The sequence below is a fragment of the Clostridium sp. DSM 17811 genome (genome assembly GCF_018861905.1).
In the GTDB taxonomy this organism is placed as follows: Bacteria; Bacillota; Clostridia; order Clostridiales; family Clostridiaceae; genus Clostridium_AD; species Clostridium_AD frigoriphilum.
Genome location: NZ_JAHLDU010000001.1, coordinates 535,069 through 557,820 on the forward strand (window position 1 = coordinate 535,069; position 22,752 = coordinate 557,820).

The 22,752-nt window shown below is 32.3% G+C and carries 23 protein-coding genes, 3 tRNA genes, 1 rRNA gene and 1 other annotated feature; of the genes, 1 reads left to right on the forward strand and 26 read right to left on the reverse strand.

Annotated features, from left to right (window positions below; genetic code table 11):
• Positions 1-20 precede the first annotated feature (20 nt).
• From rpoB to KPL44_RS02595, 19 genes are all read right to left on the reverse strand, one after another.
• Positions 21-3,734, reverse strand: coding sequence for a DNA-directed RNA polymerase subunit beta (gene rpoB / locus KPL44_RS02505; RefSeq protein ID WP_071614640.1), 3,714 nt, complete (start codon positions 3,732-3,734; stop codon positions 21-23).
• Positions 3,735-3,997: 263 nt separating this feature from the next.
• On the reverse strand, positions 3,998-4,357 hold the full coding sequence (gene rplL, locus KPL44_RS02510) for a 50S ribosomal protein L7/L12 (protein ID WP_216247030.1): 360 nt from the start codon (positions 4,355-4,357) through the stop codon (positions 3,998-4,000).
• A gap of 136 nt (positions 4,358-4,493) precedes the next feature.
• Positions 4,494-4,994 carry a 50S ribosomal protein L10 gene (gene rplJ, locus KPL44_RS02515; protein WP_216247033.1) on the reverse strand — a complete coding sequence of 167 codons (501 nt, stop codon included), beginning with the start codon at positions 4,992-4,994 and terminating at the stop codon, positions 4,494-4,496.
• Positions 4,995-5,029: 35 nt separating this feature from the next.
• Positions 5,030-5,166: a sequence feature (ribosomal protein L10 leader region), on the reverse strand.
• 37 nt (positions 5,167-5,203) lie between these two features.
• Positions 5,204-5,893: a 50S ribosomal protein L1 gene (gene rplA / locus KPL44_RS02520; protein WP_216247034.1), complete on the reverse strand. Its 690-nt coding sequence runs from the start codon at positions 5,891-5,893 to the stop codon at positions 5,204-5,206.
• Positions 5,894-5,951: 58 nt separating this feature from the next.
• Complete coding sequence (rplK, locus tag KPL44_RS02525) at positions 5,952-6,377, reverse strand: 50S ribosomal protein L11 (RefSeq protein WP_216106703.1); 426 nt, start codon at positions 6,375-6,377, stop codon at positions 5,952-5,954.
• A 75-nt stretch (positions 6,378-6,452) separates the two neighbouring features.
• Complete coding sequence (gene nusG / locus KPL44_RS02530; RefSeq protein ID WP_071614645.1) at positions 6,453-6,974, reverse strand: transcription termination/antitermination protein NusG; 522 nt, start codon at positions 6,972-6,974, stop codon at positions 6,453-6,455.
• A 45-nt stretch (positions 6,975-7,019) separates the two neighbouring features.
• The gene (gene secE, locus KPL44_RS02535) at positions 7,020-7,244 is read right to left on the reverse strand and encodes a preprotein translocase subunit SecE (protein WP_216106702.1); all 225 of its coding nucleotides are present in this window, start codon (positions 7,242-7,244) and stop codon (positions 7,020-7,022) included.
• 38 nt (positions 7,245-7,282) lie between these two features.
• Positions 7,283-7,432 (reverse strand): 50S ribosomal protein L33, encoded by a 150-nt coding sequence (rpmG, locus tag KPL44_RS02540; protein WP_071614647.1) that lies wholly within the window; start codon positions 7,430-7,432, stop codon positions 7,283-7,285.
• Positions 7,433-7,681: 249 nt separating this feature from the next.
• The gene (gene tuf / locus KPL44_RS02545; protein WP_216247026.1) at positions 7,682-8,875 is read right to left on the reverse strand and encodes an elongation factor Tu; all 1,194 of its coding nucleotides are present in this window, start codon (positions 8,873-8,875) and stop codon (positions 7,682-7,684) included.
• 80 nt (positions 8,876-8,955) lie between these two features.
• Positions 8,956-9,031 (reverse strand) — tRNA-Thr (locus KPL44_RS02550).
• Between the two features lie 9 nt (positions 9,032-9,040).
• Positions 9,041-9,115, reverse strand: a tRNA-Gly gene (locus tag KPL44_RS02555).
• 70 nt (positions 9,116-9,185) lie between these two features.
• Positions 9,186-9,827: an RNA polymerase sporulation sigma factor SigH gene (gene sigH / locus KPL44_RS02560; protein WP_216106700.1), complete on the reverse strand. Its 642-nt coding sequence runs from the start codon at positions 9,825-9,827 to the stop codon at positions 9,186-9,188.
• 75 nt (positions 9,828-9,902) lie between these two features.
• Positions 9,903-10,412: an NYN domain-containing protein gene (locus tag KPL44_RS02565; RefSeq protein WP_216210289.1), complete on the reverse strand. Its 510-nt coding sequence runs from the start codon at positions 10,410-10,412 to the stop codon at positions 9,903-9,905.
• 8 nt (positions 10,413-10,420) lie between these two features.
• Positions 10,421-11,218 (reverse strand): 23S rRNA (guanosine(2251)-2'-O)-methyltransferase RlmB, encoded by a 798-nt coding sequence (rlmB, locus tag KPL44_RS02570; protein WP_253201596.1) that lies wholly within the window; start codon positions 11,216-11,218, stop codon positions 10,421-10,423.
• Between the two features lie 328 nt (positions 11,219-11,546).
• Positions 11,547-12,350 (reverse strand): FAD-dependent thymidylate synthase, encoded by an 804-nt coding sequence (gene thyX, locus KPL44_RS02575; RefSeq protein ID WP_216247036.1) that lies wholly within the window; start codon positions 12,348-12,350, stop codon positions 11,547-11,549.
• Between the two features lie 2 nt (positions 12,351-12,352).
• Positions 12,353-12,775 carry a Mini-ribonuclease 3 gene (locus KPL44_RS02580; RefSeq protein WP_071614650.1) on the reverse strand — a complete coding sequence of 141 codons (423 nt, stop codon included), beginning with the start codon at positions 12,773-12,775 and terminating at the stop codon, positions 12,353-12,355.
• Between the two features lie 337 nt (positions 12,776-13,112).
• On the reverse strand, positions 13,113-13,805 hold the full coding sequence (gene ispD, locus KPL44_RS02585; protein WP_216247038.1) for a 2-C-methyl-D-erythritol 4-phosphate cytidylyltransferase: 693 nt from the start codon (positions 13,803-13,805) through the stop codon (positions 13,113-13,115).
• A 25-nt stretch (positions 13,806-13,830) separates the two neighbouring features.
• Entirely contained in the window at positions 13,831-14,937 is a 1,107-nt protein-coding gene (locus KPL44_RS02590; protein WP_216247040.1) for a PIN/TRAM domain-containing protein, read from the reverse strand.
• 117 nt (positions 14,938-15,054) lie between these two features.
• A complete protein-coding gene (locus tag KPL44_RS02595) occupies positions 15,055-15,528 on the reverse strand; it encodes a CarD family transcriptional regulator (protein ID WP_216247047.1) in 474 nt (157 codons plus the stop codon).
• A 137-nt stretch (positions 15,529-15,665) separates the two neighbouring features.
• On the opposite strand from KPL44_RS02595, the gene KPL44_RS02600 reads away from it, so the two are divergent.
• Positions 15,666-16,064: a DUF1573 domain-containing protein gene (locus KPL44_RS02600; protein WP_216247048.1), complete on the forward strand. Its 399-nt coding sequence runs from the start codon at positions 15,666-15,668 to the stop codon at positions 16,062-16,064.
• Between the two features lie 37 nt (positions 16,065-16,101).
• On the opposite strand, the gene disA is transcribed toward KPL44_RS02600, so the two are convergent.
• The 7 genes from disA to rrf form a co-directional block, all read right to left on the reverse strand.
• Entirely contained in the window at positions 16,102-17,166 is a 1,065-nt protein-coding gene (gene disA / locus KPL44_RS02605; RefSeq protein WP_216247050.1) for a DNA integrity scanning diadenylate cyclase DisA, read from the reverse strand.
• Positions 17,167-17,329: 163 nt separating this feature from the next.
• Positions 17,330-19,765 (reverse strand): ATP-dependent Clp protease ATP-binding subunit, encoded by a 2,436-nt coding sequence (locus tag KPL44_RS02610; RefSeq protein ID WP_216247052.1) that lies wholly within the window; start codon positions 19,763-19,765, stop codon positions 17,330-17,332.
• A 185-nt stretch (positions 19,766-19,950) separates the two neighbouring features.
• Complete coding sequence (locus KPL44_RS02615) at positions 19,951-20,172, reverse strand: hypothetical protein (protein WP_216247054.1); 222 nt, start codon at positions 20,170-20,172, stop codon at positions 19,951-19,953.
• A gap of 313 nt (positions 20,173-20,485) precedes the next feature.
• Entirely contained in the window at positions 20,486-21,727 is a 1,242-nt protein-coding gene (locus tag KPL44_RS02620; protein WP_216247056.1) for an aminopeptidase P family protein, read from the reverse strand.
• Between the two features lie 138 nt (positions 21,728-21,865).
• Positions 21,866-22,102 (reverse strand): hypothetical protein, encoded by a 237-nt coding sequence (locus KPL44_RS02625; protein WP_071614659.1) that lies wholly within the window; start codon positions 22,100-22,102, stop codon positions 21,866-21,868.
• Positions 22,103-22,378: 276 nt separating this feature from the next.
• Positions 22,379-22,453: transfer RNA gene (locus tag KPL44_RS02630), tRNA-Asn, on the reverse strand.
• Between the two features lie 5 nt (positions 22,454-22,458).
• Positions 22,459-22,575 (reverse strand): 5S ribosomal RNA (gene rrf, locus KPL44_RS02635).
• Between the last annotated feature and the right edge of the window lie 177 nt (positions 22,576-22,752).

Below are 22,752 nucleotides of genomic sequence, written 5' to 3' on the forward strand. Positions count from 1 at the left end.
GGGTCCAGCCTCCCTTCATATTAATGTTCATCATTAAAATCATTCAATTCTAAATCTTCACCAAAATCTTCTAATGGTACTTCATCATAATTTATATCAACATCTACTTCTTCATCTTCATCAATAAGTTCAACGTACTCTTCAGTTGGCGACTCAGGTACTACATCTTCTGAACCTTCTATGTTAACATTTAGATTTAATTCTTCCATTTCATCGTCTACTGACTCTTTAATTTTAATTTCTTCTCTATCATCAGTAAGAACTTTAACATTAAGACATAAGGCTTGCAGTTCTTTTATAAGAACTTTAAACGATTCAGGTACACCTGGTTCTGGGATATTTTCACCCTTAACAATTGCTTCATATGTTTTAACTCTACCTACAACATCATCAGATTTAACTGTTAGAATCTCTTGCAACGTGTGAGCTGAACCATAAGCTTCCAATGCCCAAACTTCCATTTCTCCAAATCTTTGGCCACCAAACTGTGCTTTACCACCTAATGGTTGCTGTGTTACTAGAGAATATGGCCCTGTAGATCTAGCATGTATTTTATCATCTACTAGATGATGTAATTTCAAGATATACATATATCCAACAGTAACTCTGCTATCAAGTGCTTCTCCTGTACGTCCATCATACAAATCAGTTTTTCCATCTGCATCATATCCCGCTTTTATCAAGCACGCTTCAATTTCTTCCTCTTGTGCACCATCAAATACTGGAGTTGCAATGTGCCAACCTAATTCACTAGCTGCCCATCCTAGATGTACCTCAAGTACTTGACCTATATTCATACGAGAAGGAACTCCTAGTGGATTTAAGCATATTTGAAGTGGTCTTCCATCTGGTAAAAACGGCATATCTTCGACTGGTAATACTCTTGAGATAACTCCTTTATTACCATGTCTTCCTGCCATCTTATCGCCTACAGATATCTTTCTTTTTTGAGCTATATAACATCTAACTAGTTCATTTACACCTGGTGGAAGTTCATCACCATTTTCTCTAGTGAATACCTTAACGTCGACTATTATTCCAGCCTCACCATGAGGTACCCTAAGTGACGTATCTCTTACTTCTCTTGCTTTTTCACCAAATATTGCTCTTAATAATCTCTCCTCTGCGGTAAGCTCTGTTTCTCCTTTAGGGGTTACTTTTCCCACAAGTATATCTCCAGATCTTATCTCAGCACCAATTCTTATTATTCCACCCTCATCTATGTCTTTAAGTGCATCTTCTCCAACATTTGGGATGTCTCTAGTTATTTCTTCAGGTCCAAGTTTAGTGTCTCTTGCTTCTGATTCGTATTCTTCAATATGAACTGAAGTAAATATATCATCACGAACAAGTTCTTCAGATATTAGCATTGCATCCTCATAATTATAACCTTCCCAAGTTACAAACCCAATACGGATGTTCTTACCTAAAGCTATTTCTCCAAGATCTGTTGAAGGACCATCTGCTAAAACAGAGTTTACTTCAACTTTCTCTCCTTTATTAACTATAGGTTTCTGATTTATACACGTACCCTGATTGGATCTTTTAAACTTAAGAATTTTATAAACATCGAGTCCACTATCTGAATCTCTTCTTACTTTAATCTCGTTAGCACTCACGTACTCAACTATACCGGCATTTCTAGCTTTCGGAAGAACACCAGAATCCACTGCAGCTCTATATTCTATTCCAGTAGCTACAATTGGAGATTGTGACTTTAGTAATGGTACTGCTTGACGCTGCATGTTCGAACCCATAAGTGCACGACTTGCATCATCATTCTCAAGAAATGGAATCATAGCAGTTGCAACAGAAACTATCTGTCTTGGTGATATATCCATTAAATCAACTTCATTTTTTGGAACGATCATTATTTCTGTTGTCTTTCTTACAGTTACCTTATCATCTACAAATGTACCATCTTCACTAATTGGTTCACTCGCTTGTGCTACTAGATATGAATCTTCTTCATCTGCAGTCATATAAACAATCTTGTCGGTAACTATTGATGTTTTCTTATCTATAAGTCTATATGGTGTTTCGATAAATCCATATTCATTTACCTTAGCGTAACTTGCAAGTGAATTAATAAGCCCTATATTTGGTCCTTCTGGCGTCTCTATTGGACACATTCTACCATAATGTGAATAATGAACGTCTCTAACTTCAAAGCCAGCTCTCTCTCTAGAAAGCCCACCTGGTCCTAGCGCAGATAATCTTCTTTTGTTTGTAAGTTCTGATAATGGATTTGTTTGATCCATGAATTGAGAAAGTTGAGAACTTCCAAAAAATTCTTTTATAGCTGCTGCTACTGGTCTTATGTTTATAAGTGCTTGAGGAGTAATTCCTTCTTGGTCTTGAATTGTCATTCTTTCCTTAACAACTCTTTCCATTCTAGATAATCCTATTCTAAATTGATTCTGTAAAAGTTCCCCTACAGATCTAATTCGTCTATTTCCTAAATGATCAATATCATCAATATAACCGATATCGTAAGTTAGTCCTAACTCGTAGCTCACTGTAGCATACATATCATCTTTAATTATATGTTTTGGTATCAATCTAGTTTTATTTGCTTTTATTTGCTCTTTAATCTCTTCTTCATCACTATAATTATCTAGTATTTCTTTTAATGTTGGATAATGAACCATTTCCCTAATATTAAGATCAGAAATATCAAAGTTAACTACCTTATTAAGGTTAACAAAATTATTTCCTATAACTCTTATTACTCTATCCTCAACTTGAAGATCTACAACATTAATTCCTAGATTTTGAATTTCTAAAGCTGTTTCTCTATCTATTTTTTGATCTTTTTCGACTATAACTTCACCAGTTGTAGGGTTGACAATATTCTCAGCAGCGATTTGATTTGCGATTCTGTGATTAATTGATAACTTTTTATTAAATTTATATCTACCAACTCTTGACAAATCGTATCTCTTCGCATCAAAGAATAATGAATCAATAAGAGATACCGCACTATCTACTGTAGGTGGTTCACCTGGTCTTAATCTCTTATATATTTCTATTAAAGCTTCTTCTCTTGTTTTAGTATTATCTTTTTCTATTGTTGCTTTTAATCTTTCTTCTTCACCCAATAATTGATGTAAGTCTAAATCACTACCATTATCCATCATAGCCCTTGCTAAGATACTTATTGGCAATTTTCTAGTCTTATCGATTCTAATATATACGATATCGTTAGAATCTGTTTCATACTCCAGCCATGCTCCTCTATTGGGAATTACAGTAGCTGAGTATAGTTTTTTTCCTGTCTTGTCAACTGAATAATTGTAGTAAACCCCTGGCGATCTAACCAATTGACTTACTATAACTCTTTCTGCACCGTTGATAACAAATGTTCCTTGTGGTGTCATCAGTGGGAAATCTCCCATAAAGACTTCTTGCTCCTTGATTTCACCTGTTTCATTATTACGCAATCTAACCTTAACTTTTAAAGGTGCTGCGTAAGTTGTATCTCTTTCTTTACATTGTTCTTCAGTATACTTAATATTTTCTATATCAAGTTTGTATCCTACGAACTCTAGAACAAGATTTCCCGTATAATCTTGAATAGGATTTATATCATCAAAAACTTCTTGAAGTCCCTCTTTCAAAAACCAATCATAAGAATCTAACTGTATCTCAATTAAATTTGGCATATCAGTTACTTCTGGAATCTTTGAAAAACTCATTCTTGTTCTCTTACCTAGTTGGACAGGATGTACCATCAGCTTTCACCCCTTGTATAAACTAAAATAACCAAAAACACACTTTCCATTAGGACATTATGCTTCTGGATTCAGACACTTATCATATTATTATAACCTTATTTGTTAATTTAATTCACAATAACCAATAATTACATTTATTTTAATGTAAAATTACTAGTTTTCTTACATTACGCTATATTATCATAATTATAATTCTATGTCAACATAACATTTTAAAAAAGGGCACTCTTATATAAAAGTACCCTTGTTTTATAATAAAATTATTTTACTTCTGCTTCGCCGCCAACTTCTTCAAGTTTAGCTTTCATTGCAGCAGCATCATCTTTACTTACAGCTTCTTTTATAGTTTTTGGAGCTCCATCAACTATATCTTTAGCTTCTTTAAGTCCTAGTCCAGTTAATTCTCTAACAACTTTAATAACTTTAATTTTGTTAGGTCCTACAGCTTTTAAAATTACGTCAAATTCAGTTTTTTCTTCAGCGGTAGCTGTAGCAGCTCCTGCAGCAGCAACTGGTGCTGAAGCACTTACTCCAAATTCCTCTTCGCAAGTTTTTACTAGTTCATTTAATTCTAAAACACTCATATCTTTTATAGCTTGAATAATATCTTCTCTTGTCATTATAAATGCACCTCCGAATTTTTTTCATATATATATTTGTATTTGCCTATAAATAAGGCATAATCACCTTCATAGAAGGTATAACTTGAAACAATTAAATTAATTAGCTATGTACCTTCACATAATATTTAAAATATTATTGTGCTGATTCCTTTTGCTCTTTAATTGAGTTCAATAAGTATGCAAGATTTGATAATGGAGCCTTGAAGCTTCCAAGTAATTTTGCAATAAGAACATCTCTTGATGGTATTGATGCAAGCGCGTTAACTTCTGCGCTGTCAAATATTTTACCTTCGATTAAAGCTGCTTTAAGCTCTAATTTCTTATGAGTTTTTGCAAACTCCTTTAAAATTCTAGCTGCAACAGTTGCATCTTCATATCCAAATGCTAATGAAATAGATCCTTGTAGGTAAGTATCTAGACCTTCAATTCCTAATTCCTTAGCCGCTAGAATAACTAAAGTGTTTTTATATACTTTATATTCTACCCCAACTTCTCTAAGGTTTTTTCTTAACTCTGTATCTTCTTCTACATTAAGACCTTGATACTGACTAAGTACTACACCTTTAGCTTTTGCTAATTTTTCTTTTATTTCTGCCACTTTTACTTCTTTTACTTGTCTATTATTGCTTAACACTGTATATCCACCTCCTAACAGTTTTTAACTGCTTTATAAGAAAATTAAAATCTCTCCGTAGACACGAAGAGACCTAATATCTGTACACAAGCACATTTATTGGAATCCTCGGTAGGTATGTTGTCTTTTACGCTTTCGCACCTACTATCTACGGAATATCATTTATTTTACTTTAAAAATCATACCATGTTTAAGCCTATTTGTCTATACTAATCTAAGACTTTAGCTTGATTTACTTTTATTCCAGGTCCCATAGTACTTGAAACTGATACTGATTTTAAATATTGTCCTTTAGCTGCTGATGGTTTAGCTTTAACTACTGCTTCCATTAATGCATGAAAGTTAGCAATTAATTTTTCAGATCCAAAAGATTTCTTTCCAATGGCTACATGAATTATAGAAGTTTTATCAACTCTATACTCAACTTTACCAGCTTTGATTTCATTTATTGCTCTAGTAACATCAAATGTAACTGTTCCTGATTTTGGATTTGGCATTAAACCTTTAGGTCCTAGCACTCTACCTAATTTACCAACAACACCCATCATATCTGGAGTAGCAACAACAATATCAAATCCAAACCAATTTTCCTTTTGAATTTTATCAACTAATTCATCATTTCCAACAAAATCTGCTCCTGCAAGTTCTGCTTCTTTAGCTTTATCACCTTTAGCAAAAACTAGGACTTTAACACTTTTGCCTGTTCCATAAGGAAGTACTACTGCACCTCTAACTTGTTGATCTGCATGTCTTGGATCAACACCAAGGCTTATAGCAAGCTCTATTGTTTCATCGAATTTAGCCTTAGATGTTTTTACTACAAGGTCCATAGTTTCTTTTGGTGTATATAAAGCACTTTTATCTATAAGTTTAGCGCTTTCTTTGTAATTTTTTCCCATAATAGTATCCTCCTTCGTGGTAATAACGGTTTTTACCTCCCACGTAATTAATTCAAAATTATTCTTCTACAACTATTCCCATACTTCTTGCTGTTCCAGCTATCATACTCATAGCAGATTCAATTGATGCTGCATTTAAATCTGGCATCTTGAGTTCTGCTATTTCTCTTACTTTAGCTTTAGAAACTGTAGCAATTTTGGTTTTGTTTGGAACACCAGAACCGCTTTCTAAACCAACTGCTTTCTTTAATAATATAGCTGCTGGTGGAGTCTTTAGTATAAAACTAAAAGATCTATCTTGATATACTGTTATAACTACTGGTATTATCATGCCTGCTTGATCAGCAGTTTTTGCATTAAATTCTTTACAAAATCCCATGATATTAACACCGTGTTGTCCAAGTGCTGGCCCAACTGGTGGTGCCGGAGTAGCTTTCCCTGCTGGAAGTTGAAGTTTTATCATCCCTGTTATTTTCTTAGCCATGAGTTTATACCTCCTATATTGTGGTAATCGGATTAAAAATCCTCCCACTTATAAAACTTTCGTTTTATTTAGTACTTAGTCTAATTTTTGTATCTGATTAAATTCTAGCTCAACAGGAGTTTCCCTGCCAAACATATTTATAAGTGCTTTGATTTTTTGCTTTTCCAAATGAATTTCTTGTATTAGAGCAACAAATCCTTCTAATGGTCCGAATGTTACCTGTATGCTCTCGCCTACTTCGTAATCAGAAACTATAGTTTTTTCTGCAATCCCCATAGTTCTAACTTCATCCTCAGTAAGAGCTACCGGCTTAGAACCCGGCCCTACGAAGCCTGTTACTCCTCTTGTGTTTCTAACTATGTACCAAGATTCATCTGTCATAAGCATTTTTACCATCACATAACCTGGAAATACTTTTTTTAAAGTTATTTTTTGTTTTCCATCCTTTACTTCAACTACTTCTTCCATAGGAACTTGAATATCATGTACATATTCTTCAAGATTTCTATTTTCAATCGCTTTTTCTAGGTTAACTTTAACTTTATTTTCATAACCAGAATATGTATGTACAACGTACCATTTAGCTTTATCTGCCATAGCTCAAGGGGTGGAGAATTCCGTCCCCTACCTCCCTCCTTTACCTTATTTAAAGATTAGCATATAGAGGTTATTAAACCCATAATCCAACAAACCTACAAATACTACAAAAAGTAAAGTAAAACTTGCCACTGCAAAAGTTGCTTTTTTAACATCTTGTTTTGAAGGCCAAGTTATTCTTTTCGTTTCTGCCTTGAGTTCCTTGAAAAAATTTACTATGCCTCTTTTGTTTGGTTTTTCTTTTAATTTAACATTCCCAGTAACAGCCATCTTATTCACATCCCCACTGTTTTTGTGTTTATGCTATATTATTTTGTTTCTTTATGAAGTGTATGTTTGTGGCAGAACTTACAGTATTTCTTCATTTCTATTCTGTCTGGATTATTTTTTTTGTTTTTCATTGTATTGTAATTTCTCTGTTTGCAATCATTACAAGCTAGAGTTACTTTTACTCTCACAATCTACACCTCCCGATTTTTCATCTATTTCAGAAAACTCATGCTTATTAAGCGCTAAGCTATCTTTAGCATTTTTATTATACTTATATAAGTTATCACAACTTAATACATATGTCAATAAATTAGTTAATGACACTTTTCCATTAAACGTTCCTGATGTTAGTAATTCAGAATCGTATTTTATTTTTTAAGGACTAAGCATAAGTCATTTTCCCACCTTATACCTAGTACCCTTGTAACTTTTCTATACTATTTAACTATTGAAGTAACAACTCCAGAACCTACTGTTCTTCCACCTTCTCTGATTGCAAATCTTAATCCCTCATCCATTGCTACTTGAGTGATTAATTCTACATTCATATCTATGTGGTCTCCTGGCATTACCATTTCCATTCCGTCTGGTAATTTTATTGATCCTGTTACATCTGTTGTTCTAAAATAAAATTGTGGTCTGTATCCGTCGAAGAATGGTGTATGTCTTCCGCCTTCTTCTTTTTTAAGTACATATACTTGACCTACAAATTTTGCATGTGGATGTATTGATCCTGGTTTTGCAAGTACTTGACCTCTTTCAATATCAGCTCTTTGAACTCCTCTTAATAATGCTCCAATGTTGTCTCCAGCCATTGCTTGATCTAGAAGTTTTCTGAACATTTCAACTCCTGTACATACAACTTTTCTTTTATCTTCGCTAAGTCCAACTATTTCTACTTCTTCTCCAACCTTAAGTATCCCAGTTTCAACTCTTCCTGTAGCAACTGTTCCTCTACCTGTGATTGTGAATACATCTTCCACTGGCATTAAGAATGGTTTATCTGTAGCTCTTACTGGTGTTGGAATGTAAGTATCTACAGCTTCCATTAATTCATATATACATTTTGTTGCTTCTGGGTCTGTTGGATTTTCTAATGCTTTTAATGCTGATCCTGTTATAATTGGAATATCATCACCAGGGAAGTCATACTCACTTAATAATTCTCTTACTTCCATTTCAACAAGTTCTAATAATTCTGGATCATCAACCATATCTGCTTTGTTCAAGAATACTACTATATAACCTACTCCAACTCTGCTTGCAAGTAATATATGTTCTCTTGTTTGAGGCATTGGACCATCTGCTGCACTAACAACTAGGATTGCTCCATCCATTTGTGCTGCTCCTGTAATCATGTTTTTTACATAATCTGCATGTCCTGGGCAATCAACATGTGCATAATGTCTATTTTCTGTTTCATATTCAACATGCGATGTGTTAATTGTTATTCCTCTTTCTCTTTCCTCTGGTGCTTTATCAATTTGGTCAAATCTTGATGCTTCTGCTAATCCTTTAGTTGCAAGTACAGCAGTTATTGCAGCTGTTAATGTTGTCTTGCCGTGATCTACGTGCCCTATTGTTCCTATATTTACATGTGGTTTTGTTCTTTCAAACTTTGCCTTTGCCATTTTGTATTCCTCCTTGTTTAAATAATACCGTTTTTTCGTTCGTAAACTCATCCTAGTGTACTGCATGACCTTAATAGCTATGGAGCCCATAACCGGGATTGAACCGGTGACCTCCACCTTACCAAGGTGACGCTCTTCCGACTGAGCTATATGGGCATTTAATTTTGGAGCGGGAAACGGGGCTTGAACCCGCGACACCCAACTTGGGAAGCTGGTGCTCTACCACTGAGCTACTCCCGCTGAAGTACAACTTAAAGCTATACACCAGTTATTAATTTTACTATTGTTTGTTTTTTTTGTCAATACATTTTTACCTTTTACTTAGACATTTTTCTAATTTTCTTTTAACCCTTTGCAAAGCATTATCAATGGACTTTGCATGCCTGTCTAAATCACAAGCAATTTCTTGATAAGATTTACCATCTAGGTATGACATAAGCACCTCCATCTCAAGTTCGGATAAGACTTCGCCAATTTCATTTTGAATACTTATTACTTCCTCACGACTTATAACCAACTCTTCTGGATCAGTAATTTTAGCACCTGATAACACATCCAATAATGTTCTGTCTGATTCCTCGTCATATATTGGTTTATTTAAGGATATATATGTATTAAGGGGAATGTGTTTTTGACGAGTTGCTGTTTTTATTGCTGTAATTATCTGCCTAGTAACACAAATTTCTGCAAAAGCCCTAAAAGAAGATAATCTATCTGCCTTAAAATCTCTAATAGCCTTATAGAGACCTATCATTCCTTCTTGGTAAATATCTTCTTTATCGGCACCAATCAAAAAATAAGACTTAGCCTTTGCCTTAACAAAATTTTTATATTTATTAATTAAATATTCTTGTGCACGAACATTGCTAATTTGTGCTTCAATAACAACTTCCTCATCCAATCTTTCTTCAAAGCTTGAAGTGTTCACACTAGCTTTAATGATTTTTTCCAACAAATATCCCCTCCACACCAACCATGTGTCATATAAATGATTATACCTCAGAGCAATTTACATAGTCAAGAAGATTCAACGACTCCTTCTCATCTTCTCAAGTTTTTCCAATGTTTTTTCATCTATTCTCTCTTCTAACCAATTTCTTTTTTCTAAATATTTTTTTTCAATCTCTATTTCAATCTTCTTTTGTGTACTGACTACTTCGTGATAAAATTCAATTGAAGACATCCTTGTAGCTCCTCTTTGGAATGTAATCTGTTGCTCTAAAGAGTCAGATGTAATTACGCAAACTTCAGTGTTTCGTCCTATGTTGTTAACCATTTTTTCAATATAATTGTCTGCTGTTTCGCCCTCTTTTGTAAAAACCACAACTAAGTTCCCTTGTCTCTCTTTTTTTTGAATGCTACCCTTAACTAATTGTGCATCAAAGACTATAACCATTTTATAGCCCTTGAATGCTACATAGTTTTGAAGGATACCTATAAGCTGAACCCTTGAAGATTCATAACTATATTCTTTGACCTTTTTAAGACTTGGCCAACTATTAATAACATTATACCCATCAACGAAAAGTGTTCTCACTTTTTACCTCATCTAATTTTTTGTTTCATAATTTCATACATTATAATGCCAGCTGAAACAGAAGCATTTAAAGATGTTATTTTTCCCACCATTGGTATTTTCACTAGAACGTCACATTTTTCTTTTGTAAGTTTTGCAATACCTCTACCTTCACTTCCAATTACAAGTGCTACAGCTCCTGTTAAATCAGTATTGAAAATATAATCTTCCCCATCCATATCAGCACCATAAACCCATACTCCACGTTTTTTTATTTCTTCTATGGCTACATTTATATTAGTTACTTTCGCTATTTTTACGTGTTCAATTGCACCAGCAGATGTTTTATACACCGTAGGCGTAGCGCCAACATTTTTTCTCTTAGGTATTATTATTCCATGAGCTCCACATACCTCTGCAGTTCGTATTATAGACCCGAAATTGTGTGGATCTTCAATTTCATCTAATATAATTATAAAAGGCTTTTCTCCTTTTTCCTCTGCATATTTAAATATATCATTTATTTCAAAATATTTGTATGGTGTTACTACAGCAATAACCCCTTGATGTGATGAAGTTTGTGACATTTCATCTAGCTTTCTTCTATCTACTTCTTTTGTAACAATTCCCTTTTCTTTAGCCAATGCTAATACCACACTTATAGATCCTACCATATCACCTTTAGCAATAAGAATGTACTCCACAGTTCTATCTGATTTTAATGCTTCTATAACTGCATTTCTTCCTTCAATTAAATCTTCTCTAATAGTCTTAGGTTCACTTTCTCCACCGGTATTAGCACTCTTAGAACTTATTTCAGATTTCATTCTATTACCCTTATTATTTGCTACTACATTCTCTTCATTTTGCCTAGTTTTTCTATTTATTACTTTGTTTTTATCTTCTTTATTACCTGTAAATTCTCTACTTTCCTTAACACCATGATCGCCCGTTCTATTTCTTCTAGGCATTGCTCCACTTTTCTCTTCCTTGTTACCTGCAAATCCTCTAGTCACTTTAGCACCTTTTTCACTAGTTTTAATCCTCTTAGATGCAAAGCCCGGTCTTTCTTCTCTACTACTTGCAAATCCATTACTACCTTTATTTCCTTGATATTTTTTATTATCACTCATTTTAAATCCCTCTCCATTCCATCTATTTCATCTCGTATTCTTTTCTTACTTCCGTAGTCTTTCCACAACACATTTTACCCTCAGGACATTGTCCACTAACACAACTTGGTCCTGCATACCTAAAAAGTGATGGTGCTACTTCTCTAGCTTGCATCAGCATTGTTTTGGCCATTTGGCGTATTTCCCACTGAGCTCTTGTACAACATCTCTGATTAAAGAAATGCATTAATTCTCTAGCATTCATAGTAGCTATTATTTTAGTCTCACAAGCATTTGGGAATACATACCGTGCATCTTCGATTGCTTTTTTCTCCGCTTTATTTTTAAGAACTAAATATTGTTTTTTTTCAATCTCTTCAACATTCGTAAGCTTTTCAGCCCTTAAATATTCCTCTATAAAGTTTGTTAATTCATTCTTAGACAATATCTCAACTAACTTATTGTACTCCTCTTGAACACGCTTCATGGATTGTATGAAAATTTCCTTTGCCTGCTCATCTTTCTCAATATTAGGTGGAATTATGTATTCAAATTGTTTAAGTTGTACATATCTCTGACTCTGTTGAGAATATGATGCTACCCTATGTCTAACTAATTGATGTGTCAAACTTCTAGATATCCCCTCAACTGCAAAAGTAAAGCTTACATGTTCTATTGGTGAATGATGTCCATAAGTCATTAACGTACTTATAAATTTATTTGTTTTTTGTTCATCTAAATTTTCTAATATTTCATCAATTCCTACTTGACTATAACAAAGTTTGGCAGCTGCTGCTACAATTTTTTCCGGATTCGGTGTATGTTCTATTAATTTAACTTTAAGCATAATTACTCATCTCCCAAATCAAGATTTATAATTTTCTCGAATATGTCGTTTAACCTTTCATTCTTTTCACTTAAGTATAAAAAACCTACTAAAGCTTCAAAGCCTGTAGCCCACTTATATTCATTTAAATCTGCATTTTTAGGTGTTGTGCCACTTTTAGAATTTCTAGCTCTTTTAAAAATCCCAAGTTCCTCTTCGTCTAAATCTGCTATTAAATTTTTCATATACTCACTTTGTGCATGCGCTTTTACATACGAAACCGCCTTAACGTGAATTTTATGTGCATTCATATCTCTATTTTTTTCTACAAGGTAAGATCTTATAAATACCTCATAAATTGCATCTCCAACTATTGCAAGCACTAGTGGATTTAACTGCCTAACTTGCGCCACTGTAAATTTGCCTTTTAGCATATTAAATTCCATGATTAGTCTCCTTTTTTAATATTAGACATTCCTATTTTAGATTTACTATTTACATATATCAATTTTAAAATAAAAATGACAAAAAAAATAAAAATCCACCCTGTTTTAGGGCGAATTTCATCGCGGTACCACCTAAATTTGTACTTATTTGTTAACGGTATATATTACCGGTAGTTTTGCTACAGCTCCAAAGCAGGTTCAAAACCTCTGAAAATCTCTCAACCTAGTATTTTCTCTCTGTAAAATGGTTTCTACTATTCTTCATCATTACTTAATATTTAGTTTATGTGTGACATTTTATAGTTACTAATAAATATACACATTATATCCGATACTGTCAACAATACTTTCTTTGCAATATTTGAGTAGCTATATCTAAATCTTCTGGTGTTGTAACCTTTATATTATCGTAACTACCTTCGTAAAGATATACTTTATTACCATATTGTTCAACCACCATCGTATCATCAGTTACTTTAATACCCTCAAGACTAATTTTTTCGTGACATTTTAATATAAGATTATACCTAAAAGCTTGTGGGGTTTGAACACAAAAAAGCATCTCTCTCTTAAGTGTCTTTATAGAAAACCCAGAAGAATCTTTAATCTTAATAGTATCTTTAGGTTGTACCCCACAAGCTGCCGCCCCATATAAATCAGCATAAATAATTGCATTTCTAATAATATCTTCGTTAACAAAAGGTCTAGCCCCATCATGAATAAGTACAATTTCACAATTAGCTACAGCCTTTAGACCATTTAAAACTGAATATTGTCTTTCTTTACCACCACTAACAACATTTTTCACCTTTGAAAAGTTATATTTTTCAATTATTTGTTCATTACAATATTCTACTTCATCCTCTGCAGCAACTACTATAATTTCATCTATAAAGTTGCTTTTTGAAAAAGCCTCTAAAGTATAGTATAAAATTGGGTATCCTTTAATATTTAGATACTGTTTATTAATAGATTTTCCCATTCTTTTTCCTTTACCCGCCGCCAAAATTATGGCGCAGTTTCTACCCATAAAAACCCTCACTTACATCTTACAACTAACTCTTCACTAAAGAATCTTTATTTTTAGCAAAAATCATTCTACCTGCAGCCGTCTGAAGTACTGATGTTACAATAACAACTATATTCTCACCAATATACTTTCGTCCACCTTCAACAACAATCATTGTTCCATCATCTAAATAAGCTATTCCTTGCCCTGATTCTTTTCCATCTTTCATAACTTGGATTTTCATTTCTTCCCCCGGAAGTACTACTGGTTTTACTGCGTTTGCAAGTTCATTAATATTTAAAACCGGAACTCCCTGAAATTCAGCTACCTTATTAAGGTTGAAATCGTTTGTAATTACTTTACCATTTAAAACCTGAGCTAATTTTAGTAATTTACTATCTACTTCTGCAATGTCAGGAAAATCTTTTTCCCAAATCTCAACCTCAATATTTAATTCCTTTTGTATTTTATTTAGTATATCCAGTCCTCGTCTTCCTCTATTTCTCTTAAGACCATCTGATGAATCAGCAATATGCCTAAGCTCCTCTAATACAAAAGTCGGTATCACGAGTGGACCTTCAACAAAACCAGTTTGACAAATATCAAATATTCTACCATCAATTATTACCGATGTATCTAATACTTTTGGGTTTTCATTAGTAAACCCCTTAATTTTTTTATCTTTAAACCCATTGCTTTTTTTGATACTTGTAAAGAAAGCTAATATTTCATCTCTTTTCCTAGCGCAAATATCTGCTCCTAAAGCTATCATTATAACCGTAACAATAATTACAATAATAGTCCATAAAGGCGATTTATAAGTGAATAACCCTGCAAATAAAGATGCAATTACAAGCCCTATTATCGCTCCTCCTGTACCAAAAACAATTTGTGACGTTGGCATTTTCTGAGTACTTCTCACTACATAATCCATGAATTTCATTATAAAAGACACTAGTATAGGAGATATCAAAAATAAAATAACCCCAAAAATCAAAGTAGAAAAAATGATGAATATTATTCCTTGAATTGTACCCTCTTTAAAATAACTAAATCCTGCTAAATAGCTTGTGTTTAGAAGCATGCCTCCTATTAGGTACCCTAAAATTAATCCTATGCTTGTAAAAAGTCCTCTAAAAATTTTTTTCAACAAAAAAATTCACCTCCCCTTAAATTGTTAACACTTCTTTGAATTTATATCCCGTTATTATCTAATATATACTATAAATGAGTGTATTTCAATAAAATATGTCACACAATCAACAATTTATTAAACTAAATTCCTTATTTTATATAATGCTTGTTCCATATTAAGTCCAAAAGCTAACATTATTTCACTAGCAACCATTCCTTCAACTCTTTCTAAAATCTTTACCTCTCCTGGCGGTAGCATCCCTTTCTTTTGTAAATAATATAAATCTCTAATTACCTCACACATTTCTAAAGCATTCCCATTTTGAATTTTTTTCTTGTTACTTCTATATCTGTTGTTCCAATTTCTTTCAATAAAATCTGAATTACTTCCTATTATATTTAAAATAACCTCTAATTCTGATTTATTTAAAATTTTCCTAACTCTATAATTTTCAATTTTATTTATTGGAATCATGAAATTCATGTTATCTAATAAAAGATATATATTTACATATTTACATTCGATATTAGATGATTCTTCGTCATATATGTCCTTTACATATCCAGCACCATAATCTGATATAAATATTTCTTCACCAATATTTAACATACCATTCCCCCTATTAATAAAACTCCTGTTGATTTATTATATATTCATAAGGTGAAATGCGTACTTAGTTTATTGACAAAACTGTAATGTGAATCCTATAATGTAGCTAATTAAATTTTTACAAGGAGTTGAACTTAATGAAAGATTGTATATTTGATAATTTTCAAAATTCTGTAGATGAATCCCTATTACGACATAGAAGTGTTTTAGATGTAATTACTAAACTTCAAGAATCTGACGCTAGAGTCAATAGGGCTGTTGCAAAATCTGTTACCAATTGCGGCTGCATTAAGTTAGAAGAAAAAAACATATACACGTCACCTAATATAGACGATTTAAATTTAGATACCCCCGCTTCACATTCTCCTGTACAAGGTGCTCTATGTGAAAACTGTAGGGAAGTTTTAGAAAAAGAACTTGGTAACAATCTTTTTTATATTACTTCATTATGTAATATTCTAGGTTTAAATTTATATGACATTCTCTTAAAAGAATACAACAAAATTAGTACCCTTGGTAAATATACTATGCGCTAGCAAACATTGCACAAGATAAGTTAGACCTTATTTTGTGCTATATTTGCTTGTCTAGCATAAATTGCTCTTTCAACCTTCTTAATCCGTTTTTAATAGCTTTAGCTCTTGCTTCCCCGATTCCCTCTACGCTATCAAGTTGTTCATAAGAAGCTTCCATTGTTGCTTTTAATTCTTTAAAGTGTTTAACTAGATTTTCAATAACATTTACGGGTATTCTAGGTATTTTATTTAGCATCCTATATCCTCTTGGAGAAATTAAAGTATCAACTAAAGGAACCCCTACATATCCAATAATTCTAGATATGAAATCTAAATCTATTAGTTCACCTGAAGTCATATTTTCTATTTGTCTATACATCTGGGTATAATCCATACCACTTTGACAATAATCTCTTATTAATAATATTCCATCTTCCTCAACACTTCTAATTAGTTCATTTAGTTGCATTGAAATTAGCCTACCCTCATTGCCTAGTTCACATATATGCATTTCTATTTCTCCAACTATTCTCATAACCATCTCTGTCCTTTGTATTGCTGATAATACATCAAACAATGTAGCTAAATCCTGAAATTCTAAAAGGTTTAAATTACTTACTACTCGCTCAAGCACTGAAACATATTTCTCTAATGTTTGGATAGCTTGATTCGCTTTTGCTAAAATAATACTACTATCTCTTAACACATATTTTATATCATCCTTGTAAACAGTTATAATAGTTCTTCTTTGTGATATTGCAACAACAACATACCCTGTTTGTTTAGCTATTCTTTGCGCAGTTCTATGTCTTGTTCCAGTTTCATAAGTTGGTATTGTGGAACTTGGCATAAGTTGAGTATTAGCATATAATATTTTTTTCAAATCGCTACTTATTACTATAGCTCCATCCATCTTTGCTAATTCATATATATAAGCAGGGCTATAGTCCGCATTTATTCCAAATCCACCATCTACAATATCTAATATTTCCTTCCCATTTCCTAAAACAATAAGTCCACCAGTTTTAGCTCTAAGAATATTTTCAAGACCTTCTCTAAGCGAAGTACCAGGTGCCAGCATTTTCAATATACTCATAAGTTCCTTACTTTTCTCTTCTCTCATCCTTTTCTCCCTACTTAATAAATTATAAATTATAAATTAAAATTATATATTAAAATAAATTCTATATTTTCTATATTTTCTATAAATTAAAAAACCACTCTAGAGTGGTTTACAAAAAAGTATTACATTTTAATTATATACTTTTTAACGTATATAAACAATATTAAATATGTACAATATTAAAAATCAATTCACCATTCTCCATAACAACACTTACATTATCGCCTTTATTAATATTCCCCTTAAGTATTTCTTCAGATAATTTATCTTCCACAACTTTAGTTATTTCTCTCCTTAATGGTCTTGCTCCATAATTTCTATTAAATCCTGCCTTAGCCAAATGCTTCTTAGTTTCATCATCAAAACTAATATTAATTTTAAGATCTTCAAGACGTCCCTTCACAACTTTAAGCATTAACTCTACTATTTTACATAAATCAGCCTGTTCTAGTGAATGAAATACAATAATATCATCTATTCTATTTAAGAACTCTGGTCTAAATGAAACTTTTAGCTCCTCCATTATATTTTCTTTCATCTTTTCATATTCAGAACTCACACCATTTTCCCTTATATCAAATCCTAGCGACTTTTGCTTTTTAAGAGCAGACGCCCCTACATTAGATGTCATTATAATTACTGTATTTTTAAAATCTATTGTTTTACCTTTTCCATCAGTTAACCTTCCGTCATCTAATATTTGCAATAAAATATTAACTACATCTGGATGAGCTTTTTCAATTTCATCGAAAAGAACTACTGAATATGGGTTTCTTCTCACTTTTTCTGTTAGTTGTCCACCTTCATCAAATCCAACATACCCCGGAGGTGAACCCATAAGCCTCGAAACTGTATGCTTATCCATATATTCTGACATATCTATTCTTATCATGTTATTTTCATCACCAAACATAGCCTCAGCTAGTGCTTTAGATAATTCTGTTTTCCCTACACCAGTCGGCCCTAAAAATATAAAAGAACCTATTGGTCTTTTGGGATCTTTTAACCCTACTCTTGCACGTCTTATTGCACTTGAAATAGATTTAACTGCTTCATATTGACCTATCACTCTCGCATGTAGTAACGTCTCCAATTTTAATAATTTCTCTGATTCCTTTTGCGTCAATTTTTCTATTGGAATGTTAATCCATCTTGATACAACATTAGCAATTTCGAGTTCTGAAACTATTAGTTCATCCGCTTGATTTTGTGTTTTCCAACTATTTTTAAAATTATATAATTTATCCTTTAACTTTCTTTCGGTGTCTCTTATTTTAGCCGCCTTCTCGAAATCCTGTACTGATATAGCATCCAATTTTTCTTTAGAGATTTTATCTATTTCATCTTCTAAATTTTTAAGATTTGGCGGGGCAGTCAAATTTTGAATCCTAACTTTTGCCCCCGCCTCATCTATAAGATCTATTGCCTTATCAGGTAAATATCTATCCGCGATATACCTATGGGACAAACTAACAGCGGCCTCTATTGCGCCATCGGTAATCTTAACTCTATGATGTGCTTCATACTTATCCCTTAATCCTTTTAATATTTCAACAGCCTCTTGCTTACTTGGCTCTCCTACAATAATAGGTTGAAATCTTCTCTCAAGTGCCGCATCTTTTTCAATGTGCTTTCTATATTCGTCTATAGTTGTTGCCCCTATGCATTGTATTTCCCCACGAGCAAGTGCCGGTTTTAATATATTAGATGCATCAATAGCCCCCTCTGCTCCCCCTGCCCCAATTATAGTATGAATTTCGTCTATAAATATAATAACATTTCCTGCGACGACTATTTCTTTCATAACCTTTTTAAGCCTTTCCTCAAACTCTCCTCTATATTTCGAACCTGCAACCATAGAAGATATATCTAAAGTTATAACTCTTTTATCTTTTAAAATCTCGGGTATACTCCCAGAGGCTATTCTTTGTGCAAGTCCCTCTGCTATAGCTGTCTTACCTACGCCTGGCTCCCCTATAAGGCATGGATTATTTTTCATCCTTCTACACAAAATTTCTAAAAGCCTTTGGGTTTCATTATCTCTTCCTATAACAGGATCAAGTTTTCCTTCTTTTGCCATTTGAGTTAAATCTTTGCCAAAATTATCTAAAGTTGGTGTACTATGATTTTCTTTTGATATACTTCCCTTCGAATTACCTTCAGAACACCAATTATTTAATATATCATTTTTTAGTATATTAAAGTCTGCTCCTAAGTTAGCTAATATTGTATATGCAACTCCTTCTGATTCTCTAATCAATGCAAGTAAAATGTGTTCTGGACTAATATAATTATGATTTAAATTTCTTGCTTCAAGTAAACTTAGTTCTAATAGACGCTTCGTTCTTGGGGTCAGCGGTATCTCATTTCTACGCATTTCGACGTCGCCTTCCCCTTCATATTCTAACACTAATTTTTTTACCTCACCTGAAAAAACTTTCATATTATTCAATGATTTTTTACATACACCATCTGGTTCCTTTAGAATTCCTAAGAGTATATGTTCTGTCCCTACATAACCATGCTTTAATTGTTGTGCTTCCTCTTGAGCATATACCAAAACCTTTTGTGCTCTTTCTGTAAATTTATTAAACATCATGTTCAAACACCTCACTTGCAATAAATTTTCTTATTACTTTAATTATGCCCAATTTCATCCTAATTATTGCATAGTATAATAGCATTATGTAATTATTTAATAAAAAAGGACATGCTTAAGATATTTTAGTATAAAATATTTTAAGCATGTCCTTTTTAAAATGTATTTTTTCATATGGTAAATCATTAAGAGATTTTCATATTAATATATTTTCTATCTTTATACAGCATAGAAATGCCCGTTTCATAATCAAAAAAATTAATGATTATACATTTATCATCATAACATCTAATGTTAATATTTTCACTCTCTTTTAAAACTACGTCTATTTCTGAATTATCTTTAAAATATGTGAACCCTTTAACTTCACCTAATAGCTCTACAATATTATTCTTATTTTTAATCATTTCGTTCCTCCTAATTTAATTTTATTTAATCTTTTCTTACACCTGCATAAATACATATAACTTCCCGTTTGTTTTATTCCATATATTTACTATTCTATAAAACTATTTTTATACCTTGTTTGTATTATAATTTTCGTAATGGTTTTTCTTACATTTTTATTCATAATACATTAATAATATGTAAATATTTTAGAATAAGAATTACCTATCTAGTAATATTATTGCATGGTTATAAATCATTATTTATTAACGCTAAAAAATAAGTAGTAATTCTAAAATTACTACTTATTCACATTTAATTATTTGTATAAATTTACTTAGCCATAAATGCTTCAATTTCATCTACAGTCTTAATTATTTGTTTTGAAAGATTTTCACACCCATCTTTTGTGATTAGTATATCATCCTCAATTCTAATTCCGATATTCTCTTCTTCTATATAAAGTCCCGGTTCATTAGTACATACCATACCAGGTTTCAATTCTATATCACGGTTTCCTACATCATGAGTATCTAATCCTAAATAATGACTTACCCCATGGAAATAATACTTAGATAGTTCACTCGGTTCTTTAATAAGACCTAACTCTATACATCCAGCTGCAAGTACCTCTTTAGCCGTTTCATTTAAAACTGAGAACAATATACCAGGTTTTGCAATTGCTATTACTGCTTCCTGCGCTTTTAATACTACGTTATAAACTTGTTTTTGTCTTTCTGTATATTTACCATTAACCGGGAATGTACGGCTTATATCCGCATTGTAATATTTATACTGAGCTCCCAAATCAAACAACACTAATTTACCATCCTGAAGCTCACTATCATTTTTTACATAATGAAGTATAGTTGCATTCTTACCACATGCTGCAATAGTATGAAAAGCATAATCTGTTACACCGTCACTTTTCAATGAAAAATCAAAGTAGGCCTCTAATTGATATTCTTTAATACCGACTTTCGAATTTCTCATTAGTTGTTTTATACCCATGTCTGTGATATCTATAGCTTTCCTTATTAACTTTATTTCTTCCTCTGATTTAATAAGTCTAAGACTCGCTATTTCATGATATATGTTTTGTACCTTTAAATAAGGGTATCTTTTCGTTACAACTTTTGCAAACCTTTGTGATGTAGACATCGATATATCAAACTCTTGTCTTTCAAGATCCAAATATAAGTTTTCAATTTTCGTTTTCTCCAAAATTGTGTTAAATAAATTTTTAAAATTCTCTACAAATTCAATATTTTGTATGCCAGAGATTTCTTTTGCCTCAGCTTTAGACATTTTCTCTCCTACCCACCTAGCCAATACTGGGTCATTTTTCTCTACAAATAATGTTTCTTCCATCTTACCCTTTATTTTTACTATCATTAAAAGCATTTTATCTTTATCAACACCTGTTAGATAATAAAAATTTCTATTTGGAGTGAATGCATATTTTTCATCTGCTGATTTATATGGTGCTTCACCTGCAAATATTAATGTTATTGAATTTTCTTCTAAGCTTCCCCAAAGATTCTTCCTGTTTGTATTAAATAATGTGTTTTTCATTTCAATTCCCCTCCCAATGAATATTTTAAAATGTATTATTTATTATAACATATCATTCTGTTTAATGACGTTCAAGACTTTATAGTAAGACTCTTTAGAACATCTAACTATTTTATTGAAAATATTGTGACTTCATAACTATCTTTCCTTTTGCGAAGTAATATAATATTCACCATTTTGCGTATCTCCTTGCGTCACAATAGTAAAACTATTATTTTCTAACATTTCACAAAGTATTTTCATTTCCTCAGAGTTTTTCATTCTTGAAGTAATTGTAAATCTATCATTTTGTGAAATTATTCCCATATAATCATGAATGCTACTATAATCGCTTAAATTAATATTCCCAGGAATATCTAATCTATATTCAGACATTTCATTTCCCCCTCTTTACTATGATTAACATTAGGTTCTGTAATTTCAGGTAAAATATCCGTATTTATTATAAAAAATAAAAGTACCTATAATCTAAAATTATTGGTACTTAACTACATATTATAAATAAATATAAATTACTAATAACATTCATACTTATTATACACATTTAATATAATGTTTTTTCATTGACCTAGTCCTATAATTCTCCACAAAATAAAAAAAAGCTAATAATTAGCTTTTGTATATATTAAATATATTATTACATTATAAAAATGGCTCCGCGAAAAGGATTTGAACCTTCAACCTATCGGTTAACAGCCGAGCGCTCCACCGTTGAGCTATCGCGGAACATTACCTAGCGACGACCTACTCTTCCACAAGGTCACCCCTGCAGTACCATCGGCGCATTGAAGCTTAACCTTCGTGTTCGGTATGGGAACGGGTGTTACCTTCATGCCATAATCACTAGATGAGAATATAAATATTCTCTCAAAATTGCACAGTTTTCGCATTATTAATATTAATTGTTACTTATGTTATCTTGGTCAAGCCCTCGACTTATTAGTATTAGTCAGCTGAACATGTTACCATGCTTACACCTCTAACCTATCAACCTGGTGGTCTTCCAGGAGTCTTACTTGCACCAC